This is a genomic window from Stenotrophomonas pictorum JCM 9942, assembly GCF_001310775.1.
Lineage (GTDB): Bacteria > Pseudomonadota > Gammaproteobacteria > Xanthomonadales > Xanthomonadaceae > Stenotrophomonas > Stenotrophomonas pictorum.
Genome location: NZ_BAZI01000045.1, coordinates 1 through 13572, shown reverse-complemented (window position 1 = coordinate 13572; position 13572 = coordinate 1). Strand labels below are relative to the sequence as shown.

General features: G+C 65.5%; 11 protein-coding genes and 2 pseudogenes. 7 read left to right on the top strand and 6 right to left on the bottom strand.

From position 1 onward, the window contains the following. Positions 1–91 precede the first annotated feature (91 nt). The 4 genes and pseudogenes from JCM9942_RS04435 (at position 92) to JCM9942_RS04420 (ending at position 3943) form a co-directional block, all read left to right on the top strand. Positions 92–736 (top strand): trimeric intracellular cation channel family protein, encoded by a 645-nt coding sequence (locus tag JCM9942_RS04435; protein WP_054657928.1) that lies wholly within the window; start codon positions 92–94, stop codon positions 734–736. 70 nt (positions 737–806) lie between these two features. Next, complete coding sequence (locus JCM9942_RS04430) at positions 807–1136, top strand: BON domain-containing protein (RefSeq protein ID WP_054657926.1); 330 nt, start codon at positions 807–809, stop codon at positions 1134–1136. A gap of 81 nt (positions 1137–1217) precedes the next feature. Beyond that, the gene (locus tag JCM9942_RS04425) at positions 1218–3077 is read left to right on the top strand and encodes an ABC transporter ATP-binding protein (RefSeq protein ID WP_054657924.1); all 1860 of its coding nucleotides are present in this window, start codon (positions 1218–1220) and stop codon (positions 3075–3077) included. Between the two features lie 84 nt (positions 3078–3161). Further along, positions 3162–3943 (top strand): annotated as a pseudogene (locus tag JCM9942_RS04420) (ferredoxin--NADP reductase). A 563-nt stretch (positions 3944–4506) separates the two neighbouring features. Here JCM9942_RS04420 and JCM9942_RS04415 read toward each other — a convergent pair. After that, entirely contained in the window at positions 4507–4992 is a 486-nt protein-coding gene (locus tag JCM9942_RS04415) for a glutathione peroxidase (protein ID WP_054657922.1), read from the bottom strand. A 150-nt stretch (positions 4993–5142) separates the two neighbouring features. Between JCM9942_RS04415 and JCM9942_RS04410 the strand changes: the two are divergent. After that, a pseudogene (locus JCM9942_RS04410) lies at positions 5143–7311 on the top strand (M3 family metallopeptidase). Between the two features lie 71 nt (positions 7312–7382). Here JCM9942_RS04410 and cfa read toward each other — a convergent pair. From cfa to JCM9942_RS04395, 3 genes are read right to left on the bottom strand one after another with little or no spacing between them, the layout of a single operon-like run. After that, the gene (gene cfa / locus JCM9942_RS04405) at positions 7383–8498 is read right to left on the bottom strand and encodes a cyclopropane fatty acyl phospholipid synthase (protein WP_054657920.1); all 1116 of its coding nucleotides are present in this window, start codon (positions 8496–8498) and stop codon (positions 7383–7385) included. 18 nt (positions 8499–8516) lie between these two features. Then, positions 8517–9350 carry a DUF3298 and DUF4163 domain-containing protein gene (locus tag JCM9942_RS04400; RefSeq protein WP_054657918.1) on the bottom strand — a complete coding sequence of 278 codons (834 nt, stop codon included), beginning with the start codon at positions 9348–9350 and terminating at the stop codon, positions 8517–8519. A 56-nt stretch (positions 9351–9406) separates the two neighbouring features. Then, on the bottom strand, positions 9407–9700 hold the full coding sequence (locus JCM9942_RS04395; RefSeq protein WP_054657916.1) for a GNAT family N-acetyltransferase: 294 nt from the start codon (positions 9698–9700) through the stop codon (positions 9407–9409). Positions 9701–9906: 206 nt separating this feature from the next. Between JCM9942_RS04395 and JCM9942_RS19350 the strand changes: the two genes are divergently transcribed. Next, a complete protein-coding gene (locus JCM9942_RS19350; RefSeq protein ID WP_172675043.1) occupies positions 9907–10065 on the top strand; it encodes a hypothetical protein in 159 nt (52 codons plus the stop codon). A 143-nt stretch (positions 10066–10208) separates the two neighbouring features. Here the strand turns inward: JCM9942_RS19350 and JCM9942_RS04390 are convergent, their stop codons facing one another. Both JCM9942_RS04390 and JCM9942_RS04385 read right to left on the bottom strand, forming a co-directional pair. Then, complete coding sequence (locus JCM9942_RS04390) at positions 10209–10826, bottom strand: rhomboid family intramembrane serine protease (RefSeq protein WP_089153133.1); 618 nt, start codon at positions 10824–10826, stop codon at positions 10209–10211. Between the two features lie 2 nt (positions 10827–10828). After that, positions 10829–12397 carry a POT-type proton-dependent oligopeptide transporter gene (locus JCM9942_RS04385; RefSeq protein WP_054657912.1) on the bottom strand — a complete coding sequence of 523 codons (1569 nt, stop codon included), beginning with the start codon at positions 12395–12397 and terminating at the stop codon, positions 10829–10831. Between the two features lie 159 nt (positions 12398–12556). Between JCM9942_RS04385 and JCM9942_RS04380 the strand changes: the two genes are divergently transcribed. Further along, the coding region (locus tag JCM9942_RS04380; protein WP_172675042.1) for a M14 family metallopeptidase at positions 12557–13572 on the top strand (1016 nt) is incomplete at its 3' end.

The following is a 13572-nucleotide window of genomic DNA, read 5'->3' as shown; positions in this document are numbered from 1 at the left end:
CGGCATTGCCGCACGCCGGCGGACGGACCCGTAGTTCCGCCGGCGGACCAGATTGATGGCCGCGGCCACGGGCAGCGCCCACAATAGCCGCATGAACACGCTCGTCCTGATCCTCGACCTCATCGGCACCTTCGTCTTCGCCCTGTCCGGGGCGACGATGGGCGTACGCCGCCGCCTGGATATCTTCGGCGTGCTGGTGCTGTCCTTTGCCGCCGCACTGGCCGGCGGCATCACCCGCGACCTGCTGATCGGCGCCACCCCGGTGGCGGCCATCAGCGACTGGCGCTACCCGGCCATCACCCTGGCCGCCGGCACCGTCACCTTCTTCTGGGCACCGATGATCGAACGCCTGCAGTTCCCGGTGCGGATGTTCGATGCGATGGGACTGGCCCTGTTCGCCGTGGCGGGCACGCAGAAGGCGTTGTCGTATGGCATCGATCCCCCAATGGCCGCAGCGCTGGGCATGCTCACCGGCATCGGTGGCGGCATCGCACGTGACGTGCTGCTGGCCCAGGTGCCGCTGGTGTTGCAGGCCGAGCTGTATGCGGTGGCCGCGCTCGCCGGCGCGGCGGTGGTCGCCCTCGGCTACTGGCTGGAACTGGCCCCGTTGCCGTGCGCCCTGGCCGGTGCCGGCCTGTGCTTCGGCCTGCGGATGATGGCCATGCATTTTGGCTGGCACCTGCCGGTAGCCCTGCAATCCTCCGATCCGCCGCCCCCGGAAGGTCCACGCCGGTAACGCGGTCACGACACGGCACGCTCACGGATGCGGGGCCATGGTGGAGCCCCCTCGCAACAGGAAGCCGCTCATGTCCGCTCCCCGCTCCGACACCCTGATTGGTGATGATGTCGTCCGCAGCCTCGGCCAGCATGGCCGTGCCTCACAGGTGCTGGTCCAGGTCCAGGACGGGTGCGTCGCCCTCCGCGGCGATGTCCCCGACCACCAGACCAGACACGAGGTGGAACAGCTGGTCGGCGCGATTGACGGCGTGCGCGAGGTCCGCAGCACCTTGCATGTGGACTCCGGCGAGCACTCCTTCGGCGCACCCGGCCAGGCCGTGCGCGACAACCCGGACGGGCAGGAGATCGGCAGGCTCGCCGGGCTTGAGCAGGAACAGGATATGGATCCGGAGCGCTGAGCCGCGCGCCGGGCTCCGCGTACCCGATCGCGCCCGGCACAATGAGCTACCCCGGAGTCATCCCGCCGCCCTACGCCGCCCATGCCGCCCCCGACACCTACCGCCGCCCCGTTGAAACTGCGCGAGCGGTTCCGCGCCATGCGCAACCTGCCGCCGTTCCTGCGGATGATCTGGCAGACCAGCCCGCGCCTGACCCTGGCCAGCCTGGGGCTGCGGCTGGTGCGCTCGCTGGTGCCGGTATCGATGCTCTATGTCGGCAAACTGATCATCGATGAGGCGGTAAGGCTGGCCGGTCTGCCGGGCACGTTCCCGCCGCTGGACCAGGCGCTGGCGAGCGGTTTGCTGGGCCACCTGCTGGTATTGCTGGGCATCGAACTGGTGCTGGCGATCGGCTCGGACCTGCTCGGCCGGCTGGTGGGCTATGCCGACGGCCTGCTCTCGGAACTGTTCACCAACGCCAGCAGCATCCGCCTGATGGAGCATGCCGCCGAACTCGACCTGGAGGATTTCGAAGACCCCGACGTGCAGGACAAGCTCGACCGTGCGCGGCGCCAGACCATGGGCCGGATGAACCTGATGAGCCAGCTGTTCGGCCAGCTGCAGGACGCCATCACCGTGACCAGCCTGGCGGTCGGTCTGGTGGTCTACGCGCCGTGGCTGATCGCACTGCTGGCGGTGGCGCTGATACCGGCGTTCATCGGCGAATCGCACTTCAATGCGATGGGCTATTCGCTGAACTTCCAGTGGACGCCGGAACGCCGCCAGCTGGAGTACCTGCGCCAGACCGGTGCCAGCGTGGACACGGCCAAGGAGGTGAAGATCTTCAACCTGCACCGCTTCCTGATCGAGCGCTATCGCACGCTGGCCAACAAGTTCTATCTGGCCAACCGGCGGCTGGCACGCAGACGCGCGATCTGGGGCACACTGCTGGCGGCGCTGGGCACGCTGGGCTACTACGCCGCCTACGGCTACATCGCCTGGCGCACGGTGCGCGGTGATTTTTCCATTGGCGATCTCACCTTTCTGGCCGGCAGCTTCCAGCGTCTGCGGCAGCTGCTGGAAGGCTTGCTGATCGGTTTCTCGCAGGTGGCCAGCCAGGCCATGTATCTGGATGACCTGTTCTCGTTCTTCGCCATCGAGCCGGAGATCCGTTCCTGTCCGGATGCGATAGCGGTACCGCGCCCGATCCGCGAGGGCTTCGTGTTCGAGAACGTGGGCTTCCGCTATCCCGACGCCGAGCGCTGGGCGGTGCGGCATCTGGATTTCCATCTGCGCGCCGGCGAAGTGATCGCGCTGGTGGGCGAGAACGGCGCCGGCAAAACCACCCTGGTCAAGCTGCTGGCGCGGCTGTACGACCCGGACGAGGGGCGCATCCTGCTCGACGGCCGCGACCTGCGCGATTACGACCTGGACGACCTGCGCGCCAACATGGGGGTGATCTTCCAGGACTTCGTGCGCTACCACCTCAGTGCCGGCGAGAACATCGGCGTCGGCCTGGTCGAGGCGATGGATGACCAGTCGCGGATCCGCGATGCCGCACACCGGGCGCTGGCCGACGAAGTCATCGAACGTCTGCCCGCAGGCTACGCGCAGCTGATCGGACGCCGTTTCAAGACCGGCGTGGACCTGTCCGGCGGCCAGTGGCAGAAGATCGCCATCGCCCGCGCCTACATGCGCGATGCACAGGTGATGATCCTCGACGAGCCGACCGCGGCACTGGATGCGCGGGCCGAGTTCGAGGTGTTCCAGCGCTTCAAGGAGCTGTCGGACAACCGCACCGCGGTGCTGATCTCCCACCGCTTTTCCAGCGTGCGCATGGCCGACCGCATCCTGGTACTGGCCGATGGCCGGATCGAGGCCAGCGGCACCCACGCGCAGCTGATGGCCGAAGGCGGCCGCTACGCCGAACTGTTCGAGCTGCAGGCCGCCGGCTACCGCTGAGGCCCGCGCAGTCACGGTTAATGAGAGGCGCTCTCATTTTGCTAGAATGGGCCGGCTAACTCCGATCCAAGATAAAGAAACGGTATGTCTTCCGCTTTTGGCACCGAAACGGTGCTTGAAGTCCGTCACTGGACGGACGCCTATTTCAGCTTCTCCACCACCCGCGATGCCGGTTTCCGCTTCGAGAACGGCCAGTTCGTGATGATCGGCCTGGAAAACGAAGGCGGCCGCCCGCTGATGCGCGCCTATTCCATCGCCAGCGCCAACTGGGAGGAGCAGCTGCATTTCTTCAGCATCAAGGTCCAGGACGGCCCGCTGACCTCGCGCCTGCAGCACCTCAAGCCCGGCGACAAGGTACTGGTCGGCAAGAAGCCCACCGGCACCCTGCTGATCAGCGATCTGCACCCGGGCAAGCACCTGTACCTGCTGGGCACCGGCACCGGTCTGGCGCCATGGCTGAGCATCATCAAGGACCCGGAAACCTACGAGCGCTTCGACAAGGTGATCCTCACCCACGGCGTGCGCTTCGAGCAGGATCTGGCCTACCGCGAGTACTTCGAGAAAGGCATCTTCGAAGACGAGATCCTGGGCGATATCGTCCGTGACAAGCTGCTGTACTACCCGGCGGTGACCCGCGAACCGTTCCGCAACCATGGCCGCCTGACCGCGCTGATGGAAAGCGGCCAAATGCAGGAGACGCTGGGCCTGCCGCCGATGGACCCGGCCAACGACCGCTTCATGATCTGCGGCAGCCCGCAGATGCTGGCCGACCTGCGCAGCGTGCTCGATGTCCGTGCTTCCAGGTGTCGCCGCGCATCGGTCAGCTGGGCCACTACGTGTTCGAGCGCGCGTTCGTCGAGAAATAGCGCGCCGTCATGGCGTAACGGATACGCCAGCAGCTTTTATGGTGAATAGGCCGGGTCATCACGATCCGGCCTTTTTTCAGGGATGGGTGGTCATGGGATCGAGCAGTTGCCATATCCGCTTCATCGGACAGCAGTGGGTGGCGCTGCTAATCGAGCAGGCCAGGCAGGAGCCTGTCTTGGGGAAGCATTCCGGAAAAGAGTCGTGGCGGCGATGCGTGAATCGCCGGATGCCGCCATCGCGGCACACCGCAAAGCGGTCCTGGCAGATGCCCGCTGCGGAAACGCGGGCAAGGCATTCACACGCTCCCCGGCCAAGCAACTTGTCGCTGCCGAGCGTCTGCCGACGCGGCCTGCTTGCGGGGCAAGGGGGTTTTCCAGCGCTCCGAAGGGGCGACACGGCTCGCGGTCGGGGGGCCTATCCCCTTTTCTGCGTTGCCCCGCGATCCCTGGCGCGTTGCCCGTCCTATGCTTTCCTGGTCCGGTGGGGAGCAAGCGCAAGACCGGCAAAGCCACGCAGAGGGGACTGGACGGGCTCAAGAGCAGCCGCCGCTGTGGCGGCACCCTCAGCCGGCCAATGCCGCCCGGATATCGGCTTCGATCGATTCCGGACGGACCGTGGGCGCATAGCGCGCCCGCACCTGTCCGTCCCGGCCGATCAGGAATTTGCTGAAGTTCCACTTGATCGCGGCAATCCCCAGCGCACCGCGTTTTTCCCGCTGCAGCCAGCGCCACAGCGGATGCGCCTGGGCACCATTGACCTTGACCTTGGCCGACAGGGGAAAGCTGACACCGTAATCGAGGCTGCAAAAGCGCTGGATCTGCGCCGCATCGCCCGGCTCCTGGTGGCCGAACTGGTCGCAGGGAAACCCGAGCACCACCAATCCGTGCTCGCGGTACTGGCGCCAGAGCTGCTCCAGCCCGGCGTATTGCGGGGTGAAGCCGCATTGCGAGGCCACATTCACCACCAGCAGAACCTTGCCGCGGAAGCGGGACAGATCCAACGGCTCACCGGCCAGCGTGGTGGTCTGGAAATCAAAAGCACTGGGCATGACAACTCCTGCGTCTGGAGGACAAGCCTACGCCCGACAGCGGCGAACTGCGCCGAATCTGGCCTTTTCCAGCCCCATGCCCTTTGACACCTCCCCCCGATCTCCCCCTCGGGTTACCCTCGGGGTTTCGTATTTTCCCGGAGCATCACCTTGACCACCCGCCTTGCCCTCGCCCTTGCCGCGACCCTGGGACTGGCCCTGCCGGCCTACAGCGTCAGCGCTGCCGCCGCGACCAGCCAGTCGGCCGAACAGGCCAATCCGTTCTTCGCCGAGAGCCCGCTGCCGCTGCACTACCCGCAGTTCGACAAGATCAAGGACAGCGATTTCGCCCCCGCCTTCGACGCCGGCATGGCCGCGCAGCTCAAGGAAGTGGATGCGATCGCCAACAACAAGGCCGCTCCGACCTTTGAAAACACCCTGATCGCGCTGGAGAACAGCGGCGCCATCCTCGACCGCGCCACTACCGTCTTCTTCTCGCTGATCGGCGCCGACACCAACGACACCCGCAAGAAGCTGCAGGCCGACTACTCGGCCAGGTTCGCCGCGCACAGCGATGCCATCAACCTCAATGGCAAGCTGTTCTCGCGTATCGAGACCCTCTACAACAACCGCGCCAAGCTGGGCCTGGATGCCGAAGGCGTGCGTCTGGTCGAGAAATACCATGACAACTTCGTCCGCGCCGGCGCCAAGCTGTCCGAGGCCGACAAGGCCAAGCTCAAGGCCATGAACGCCGAGCTGGCCAATCTGGGCACCAAGTTCAGCCAGAACGTGCTGGCCGAGGTCAACGCCTCGTTCATCGTGGTTGACGACGTCAAGCAGCTCGACGGCCTGTCGGCCGAGCAGATCGCCGCCGCCGCCGAAGCCGCCAAGGCCCGCAAGCTGGAGGCAAGTACGTCATCGCCCTGCTCAACACCACCGGCCAGCCGTCGCTGACCAACCTGACCAACCGCGAACTGCGCCAGAAGATCTATGAAACCTCGATCTCGCGCGGCAGCCGCGGCGGCGAGTACGACAACACCGCGCTGGTCTCGCGCATCATGACCCTGCGCGCCGAGAAGGCCGCGCTGATGGGCTTCCCGAACTTTGCCGCGTACTCGCTGGGCAACCAGACCGCCAAGACCCCGGAAGCGGTCAACGCGATGCTGGGCCAGCTGGCCCCGGCCGCCGTGGCCAACGCCAAGCGCGAAGCCGCCGACCTGCAGGCGATGATCGACGCCGAGCAGAAGGCCGCCGGCAAGCCGACCTTCGAACTGCAGCCGTGGGACTGGGCGTTCTACAGCGAGAAGGTGCGCCAGGCCAAGTACAACTTCGACGAATCGCAGCTCAAGCCGTACTTCGAAATGACCAAGGTGCTGGAGGACGGCGTGTTCTTCGCCGCCGGCAAGGAGTTCGGACTGAGCTTCAAGCAGCGCACCGACCTGCCGGTCTACCACCCGGATGTGACCGTGTATGACGTGTTCAACGAAGACGGCAGCCAGCTGGCGATCTTCATCTTCGACCCGTATGCGCGCCAGTCCAAGCGGGGCGGCGCCTGGATGAACGCCTACGTCTCGCAGTCGGGCCTGAGTGGTGATCTGCCGGTGGTGGCCAACCACCTCAACATCCCCAAGCCGCCGGCGGGCAAGCCGACCCTGCTGACCTGGGACGAAGTGACCACCACTTTCCACGAGTTCGGCCATGCCCTGCATGGCATGTTCTCCAATGTGAAGTACCCGTACTTCGCCGGCACCGCGGTGCCGCGTGACTTTGTCGAGTTCCCCTCGCAGGTCAACGAGATGTGGTCCGACGAGCCGACCATCCTGGCCAACTACGCCAAGCACCATGAAACCGGCGCAGCCATGCCGCAGGCGTTGCTGGACAAGGTGATCGCCGCGGCCAAGTTCAACCAGCTTCGCCACCACCGAATACCTGGGCGCGGCGATGCTGGACCAGAGCTGGCACCAGATCGGCGTGGGTGACGTGCCGGCACCGAAGGATGTGCTCGCTTTCGAACGCGCCGCACTGGAGAAGGACGGCATCTACTACGCACCGGTCTCGCCGCGCTACCGCACCACCTACTTCAGCCACATCATGGGCGGCTATTCGGCCGGCTACTACGCCTACATCTGGTCCGAAGTGCTGGATGCCAACACCCAGAAGTGGTTCCGCGAGAATGGCGGCCTGACCCGCGCCAACGGTGACCGTTTCCGCCAGACCCTGCTGTCCAAGGGCGGCAGCGTCGATGCGATGGAACTGTTCCGCAACTTCGCCGGCCATGAGCCGCAGATCGAACCCCTGCTGGAAAAGCGTGGCCTGAGCTCGGGCACCGCGACCAACTAAGCGGCAGCGATTGTTGCAATGAAAACGCCCGGCCATGCCGGGCGTTTTCATTTGCTGACCACCTGCGGCAGTCAGCGTGGCGCGACATAGCCGCCGGGCACACCGCGCGGCGACAGCACCAGCTGCCACAACTGTGAGTGGCGGGTGCGGAAGGTCGCCATCGAGGCGGCCAGATAGAAGCGCCACATGCGCCGGAACCGCTCGTCATAACGGGGATCGAGCTGCACCCATGCCGCTTCCACGTTGTCGCGCCACGCCTGCAGGGTGCGGTCGTAATCGATACCGAAATTGTGCCAGTCCTCCAGCACGAACAGCCCCTCCATGGCCGTGCTGATCTGTGCGGCCGAGGGCAGCATCGAATTGGGGAAGATGTATTTGCCGATCCAGCGGTCGGTGCGCTCGCGACTGACGTTGGTACCGATGCTGTGCAGCAGGAACAGCCCCTGATCGCCGAGGCAGCGCCGGACCGTTTCGAAATAGCCTCGGTAGTTCTTGACGCCGACGTGCTCGAACATGCCCACCGACAGGATCGCGTCGAAGCGCTCGTCCAGCGCGCGATAGTCCTGCAGGCGGATCTCCACCGGCAGCCCGGCGCAAAGCTCGCGCGCGAAGGTGGCCTGCTCCTGCGAGATGGTGATGCCCACCCCCTCCACGCCATAACGCTCGGCCGCGTACTTGAGCGCCTCGCCCCAGCCACACCCGATATCCAGCACGCGCATCCCCGGGCGCAGCCCGAGCTTGCGGCAGATCAGGTCCAGCTTGGCTTCCTGCGCCTGGTCCAGACTGGCGACATTGCGCCAGTAGCCGCAGCTGTAGACCAGGCGCTTGCCGAGCATGGCCCGGTACAGGTCATTGCCCAGGTCATAGTGGCGCTTGCCCACTTCGTAACTGCCCTGCCCGACCTGCAGGTTGAACAGCTTGGCTTTGAGTGCGTCCCAGACCTCCCCGCTGCCGTGGACGCGCTCGTCCAGACGCGCGTCCAGCAGATGGGTCAGGAAGCCATCGAGCGAATGGGCTTCCCACCAGCCGTCCATGTAGCTCTCGCCCAGCCCCAGCGAGCCATCGGCCAGCACCCGCGCGTGGAAGCGCGGGTCAAGGATATCGATGTCCTGCGGCCGATCCCCGCCGGGAATAACGTCCGCCTCCTGCAGCAATGCCTCGACACGTCGTTGCAGCCCTGCATCCATCGCTGGCACTCCACGGTTTTACGGCTGTGCGAAAAGCCCCCGGTACTCGGCCGCCACGTGTGGCAGCAACACCGCCGCCGGCACATCCACGCTCTGGGTACCGTCCGAATACGGTCCTACCTGATACGGGGGAAACACGAAACGCAGGGCGCCGATCTTGCCGGCGCCATCGAGCACCGGCTGGAACTGGCTGAAATTGACCGCCTCAGCGCCGGTGCCGTCATCGATCATCTTGGAAAGGACACGGATCTGCCGCTGTTGCTCGTCCGGGTCCAGATCCTCGCCCGGCACGCGGGCCATGGCCTGCTCCAGCAGCTTTTCCCGACTGTACTCGCTGATCGCCTGCCACCCTTTGGCGCCGGTGATCAGCTGCTCGGCGGCAAGGGCCTGCTGCTTTTCCGGCAGCCACACGAAGCGCGCGACCAGCGGCTGGCCATGGGCGCCACCGGTATAGCTGCTGCCCTCGGCCGACACGGCCACCACCGCCGGTGTATCGACCAGCATGTCGAAGGCCAGCGACAGTTCGTACGGCGCCGTCGGCTTGTCGTTGCCCAGCGCGCCCACTGCCTTCAGCAGCTCGGCACGGGTATGCTCGGCATACTCCACCAGCGCTGCCGCCAGCCCCGGGTACTTGGCCGCGGCCGGCGGGTAGCTGATTCCGATGACATGGCTGGGGGTGTTCTCGATGACATCGCGCATCTCCACCGGGGCAGGCGCCTGCGGGGAAGCTGCATCGGCAACCTCGGCGACGGCCGTGTCGGGCGTGGCGGTGGCCGGCTCATCGTTCTTGCATCCGGCAAGTACCAGCAGCATCAACGCTGCGGCATACGTTCCCTGTCCAAACCTGTTCATCGTTTCTCTGTCCTCAAAAATGCCGCGACGTGGGGCCGGGCTCCGTGCTGTGCGAATTATCCGCGCAGGTCGGCATATTCTCCATGACGCCGCATGAAAGCCGCTGCATAGGTGCAGGCGGGGATCACCTTCCACCCCTGCGCACGGGCGTGATCCAACGCCGCCCGGGTCAGCGTCCCGGCGATACCGCGGCCACCGATCGCCTCCGGCACACCGGTATGGGTGATGACCATGCCGCCCTCCTCCAGCCGGTACTCCAGCACCGCCACGTGGCCGTCCACGAGCAGTTCGAAGCGGTGGTTGGCGGCATCCAGGACAACGTCCTGCGGGCGCGGGGAGAGATCGGACATGGGCGAGGCTCTTGAGGGCTGGCCCATTCTGCCCGGTAAAAACACCGGTGTGACGTGAAAGGCCGGGGCGGTGCGGGCGCACCGCGTCACTTTCTGCCCCAATCTTCGCAAAACGCGGGGCAACGGGGGCCATTTCGGCCCTCCAACAGTTGGCATGGCGTTTGCAGCTCTCCAGGAAACGACATACTCAACCGGAGATGCCCGCCATGTACGACCTCGACCGTTCCATCCCGGCCAACGACCACGACGCCACCCTGCTGGAAGGCCTGTTCCAACTGGCCGTCGCCGGCGAAACCGAAGGCTGGCAGTTCGACAGGATCGATACCGAAGTGTATTCGCGCCTGCTCACCACCTATAACGCCTGATCGCCCAAGGCGCTCCTGCCGCCGGAATCGCCCAGACCAGGACGACTCCACCGGCGAGAAGGCAAACAGAAAAGGCCGCCCCAGGGCGGCCTTTTCGTTTCCCTACGCCCCCGGCCATCCGGTGCGGCGACGTTTTGAGCTACTCAGCCGAAGCGCGGGTTCATCAGTTCCTGCAGGAACACCTGCAGCAGCCGCGGCTCCATGCACAGCATGAACAGCACCCCGAACGCGGCGCCGGCCAGATGCGCGCTGTGGTTGATGCGGTCACCGCCCTTCCTGTCCATCCAGAGGCTGTAGCCGACGTAGAACACGGCATAGAGGATCGCCGGCGCGGGGATGAAGAACACGAAGATCAGCGACCACGGCGAGACCAGGATGAAGGCGAACAGCACCGCCGACACCGCGCCGGACGCCCCCAGGCTCAGGTAATTCGGATTCTTCTGGTTCTTCAGGTAGCTGGGCAGGATGGAAACCACCAGCGCCAGCAGATAGAACACCAGATACACCCACCATTGCCCGGTGATCCGCAGCATCAGCCCTTCGATCATCCGGCCGAAGAAGAACAGCGTGACCATGTTGAAGATCAGATGGGCGAAATCGGCATGGATGAAGCCGTAGGTCACCAGCCGGTCGTACTGTTTGTGCCTGTCGATGGCCGGCGGCCACAGGATCAGCCGGTCGGCCAGCTTGCGGTTGGAAAACGCCATCCACGACACCAAGCCGGTGATGGCGATCAGAAGCAGGGTTATCGGTCCTTGCATGCTCATGCCGCCCGGTAGTTGTCGACCATCCTGTAACGCCGCGCGTACAGGCCGAAGGCCAGCGCCGCGATGAAGGCGAAACCGGCGAAGAAGAACATCAGGAACGCCGTCTCGCTCAACCCAGTGGTGGCGATGCGGTCGGTCACCGCCGCATTGCGCACCGCCGCGTTGGACAGCAACACCCACAGGTTGCCGATGGTGGTGGTCAGGTTCCAGAAGCTCATCACCACCCCCTTCATCGAGGCCGGCGCCTGGCTGTAGGCGAATTCCAGGCCGGTGGCCGAAACCAGTACCTCGCCGAAGGTCAGCAGCGCATACGGCAGGATCTGCCAGAAGATCGACATCGCGCTGCCGCCGTCCATCACCACTTGGATACCGCCGATCACGATCCACGCCAGGCCGCTGAAAGCGATACCGGCGGTCATCCGCCGCAGCGCGGTCGGCTCGATGCCGAAGCGGCGCAGCGCCGGATACAGCACCAGGTTGTTGAACGGGATCAGGATCATCACCAGCAGCGGGTTCAGCGCCTGCATCTGCGAGGCGGTGAACCAGCTGGGCATGCTCATCTGCTGGCCCTGCAGCACCCAGGTCGAGGCCTTCTGGTCGAACAGCGAGAAGAACGGCGTGGTCAGGGCGAAGATCACCAGCACCTTGAGCACCGAACGCACGCCCTCCACCGCCATTTCCGGATGCACGCCGCGGGCGCGCTCCAGCTGCAGCATGGTGCCGCCGCCGATACCGGCCAGCACCGCCACCAGCGCCAGACACAGGCAGATCACGATGCCCAGACTCGGCACCAGCGCGAACGACGCCGCCGCCAGCACCACGCCCAGCACCGCCACGACCAGCCCCGGGCGCCCATGGCCCGGCACCTTCGCCAGCAGCGCAGTGCGCACCACGTTTCCGAAGGAATGCGGATCCTTCGGCGGCAGCGGCACCAGCACGTACTTCTTGCGGCCCAGCCAGAACACGAAGGTCGCCACGAACATCAGGATGCCCGGGATACCGAACGCCCACTGCGGGCCGAGGTTCTTGAGCGCCAGCGGAATCAGCAGCGAGGCGAACAGCGAGCCGAAATTGATGATCCAGTAGAAGGCATCAAAGACGATCTTGGCCAGATGCTTGTTGCTCTGGTTGAACTGGTCGCCCATGAACGAGGCCACCAGCGGCTTGATGCCACCGGCGCCGAGCGCGATGAGGCCCAGCCCCACGAAGAAGCCCTGCCGGCTGTCCTCGAACAGCGCCAGACAGGCGTGGCCGGCACAGTAGATCAGGCTGAACCACAGGATGGTGTGGTACTTGCCGAAGAACTTGTCGGCCAGCCAGCCACCGAGCAGCGGGAAGAAATACACGCCGATCATGAAGCTGTGCATGATGTCCTTGGCCTCGCCTGCGCGCGCCTCGGAGGTGATCTCCTGCAACAGCAGCGAGGTGATCAGGAACTGCACCAGGATGTTGCGCATCCCGTAAAAGCTGAAGCGCTCGCACGCCTCGTTGCCAATGATGTAGCCGATCTGGCGGGGCATCCGTGCCGTGGAATCAGGCATTGCTGCCTCGGTACTGGTCGTCATCTAGGGGCGATCCTGCGATACATAAGGTTGCAAGCGTAACCCAACCGGTTACCCGCGCGTCCATAGCGGAGGTGGCGCAAAGCCATCTGCCGGATGGCAGGTACACCCTACGCGCCCGGCATGCTTTCATGCCCCTTCCATCGGCCCTGAAGCTCCATCATGCCCACTGTCTCCCGCCTGCTGCTGTCCTGCCTGTTGTTGTCCTCGCCGGCAATGGCGGCCCCTGCGACGCCGTTGAGCACGCTGGCCGAGCAGTCCGGCTTCCAGCGCACCGGCCGCTATGACGAAGTCCTGGCGCTGTGCACCGCCTTCGCAGAGCGCTATCCGCAGCAGGTACGCTGCGAGGACTTCGGCACCTCGCCCGAAGGACGGCCGATGAAGGTGCTGATCGCCTCGACCGCCGGCGCGCTGGATCCGCAAACCGCCAGCGCGCGCAAGCTGCCGGTGGTGCTGATCCAGGGCGGCATCCATGCCGGCGAAATCGATGGCAAGGACGCCGGCTTCCTCGCCCTGCGCCAGTTGCTCGACGGTGAGGCCGGCCACCACGCGCTGGACAGGGCGGTGCTGCTGTTCGTGCCGGTATTCAATGTCGATGGCCATGAGCGCTTCGGTGCCTGGAACCGGCCCAACCAGCGCGGCCCGGAGGAAATGGGCTGGCGCACCACCGCGCAGAACCTGAATCTCAACCGCGACTATGTCAAAGCCGACGCCCCGGAAATGCAGGCGATGCTGGCCCTGGTCAACCGCTGGGACCCGCTCATCTACGTGGACCTGCATGCCACCAATGGCGCCCAGTTCCAGCACGACATCTCCATCCAGGTCGAGCCGGTCCACGCCGGCGATCCGCCGTTGCGCTCTACCGGCCGTGCGTTGCGCGACGGGGTGATCGCCGATCTGGCCGCGCAGGGCGCGCTGCCGCTGCCGTACTACCCCTCGTTCGTGGTCAACGACGATCCGGCCTCGGGCTTCGAGGACGGCGTGCCGACGCCGCGCTTTTCCCATGGCTATTTCCAGCTGCGCAACCGCATCGGCGTGCTGGTGGAGACCCATTCGTGGAAGACCTACCCGGTCCGCGTCGGGCTGACCCGCAACACCATCGTCTCGGTGCTGGAACAGAGCGCCCGTCATGGCGCCGGCTGGCGTGCCGAGGCCCTGGCCGCCGACCGCCGCAGCAG

What these genes read in the sequence shown, in the direction of transcription:
- JCM9942_RS04435 (WP_054657928.1), top strand. Translation starts at nt 92, where the DNA reads ATGAACACGCTCGTCCTGATCCTCGACCTCATCGGCACCTTCGTCTTC.
- JCM9942_RS04430 (WP_054657926.1), top strand. Translation starts at nt 807, where the DNA reads ATGTCCGCTCCCCGCTCCGACACCCTGATTGGTGATGATGTCGTCCGC.
- JCM9942_RS04425 (WP_054657924.1), top strand. Translation starts at nt 1,218, where the DNA reads ATGCCGCCCCCGACACCTACCGCCGCCCCGTTGAAACTGCGCGAGCGG.
- JCM9942_RS04415 (WP_054657922.1), bottom strand. Translation starts at nt 4,992, where the DNA reads ATGCCCAGTGCTTTTGATTTCCAGACCACCACGCTGGCCGGTGAGCCG.
- cfa (WP_054657920.1), bottom strand. Translation starts at nt 8,498, where the DNA reads ATGGATGCAGGGCTGCAACGACGTGTCGAGGCATTGCTGCAGGAGGCG.
- JCM9942_RS04400 (WP_054657918.1), bottom strand. Translation starts at nt 9,350, where the DNA reads ATGAACAGGTTTGGACAGGGAACGTATGCCGCAGCGTTGATGCTGCTG.
- JCM9942_RS04395 (WP_054657916.1), bottom strand. Translation starts at nt 9,700, where the DNA reads ATGTCCGATCTCTCCCCGCGCCCGCAGGACGTTGTCCTGGATGCCGCC.
- JCM9942_RS19350 (WP_172675043.1), top strand. Translation starts at nt 9,907, where the DNA reads ATGTACGACCTCGACCGTTCCATCCCGGCCAACGACCACGACGCCACC.
- JCM9942_RS04390 (WP_089153133.1), bottom strand. Translation starts at nt 10,826, where the DNA reads ATGCAAGGACCGATAACCCTGCTTCTGATCGCCATCACCGGCTTGGTG.
- JCM9942_RS04385 (WP_054657912.1), bottom strand. Translation starts at nt 12,397, where the DNA reads ATGACGACCAGTACCGAGGCAGCAATGCCTGATTCCACGGCACGGATG.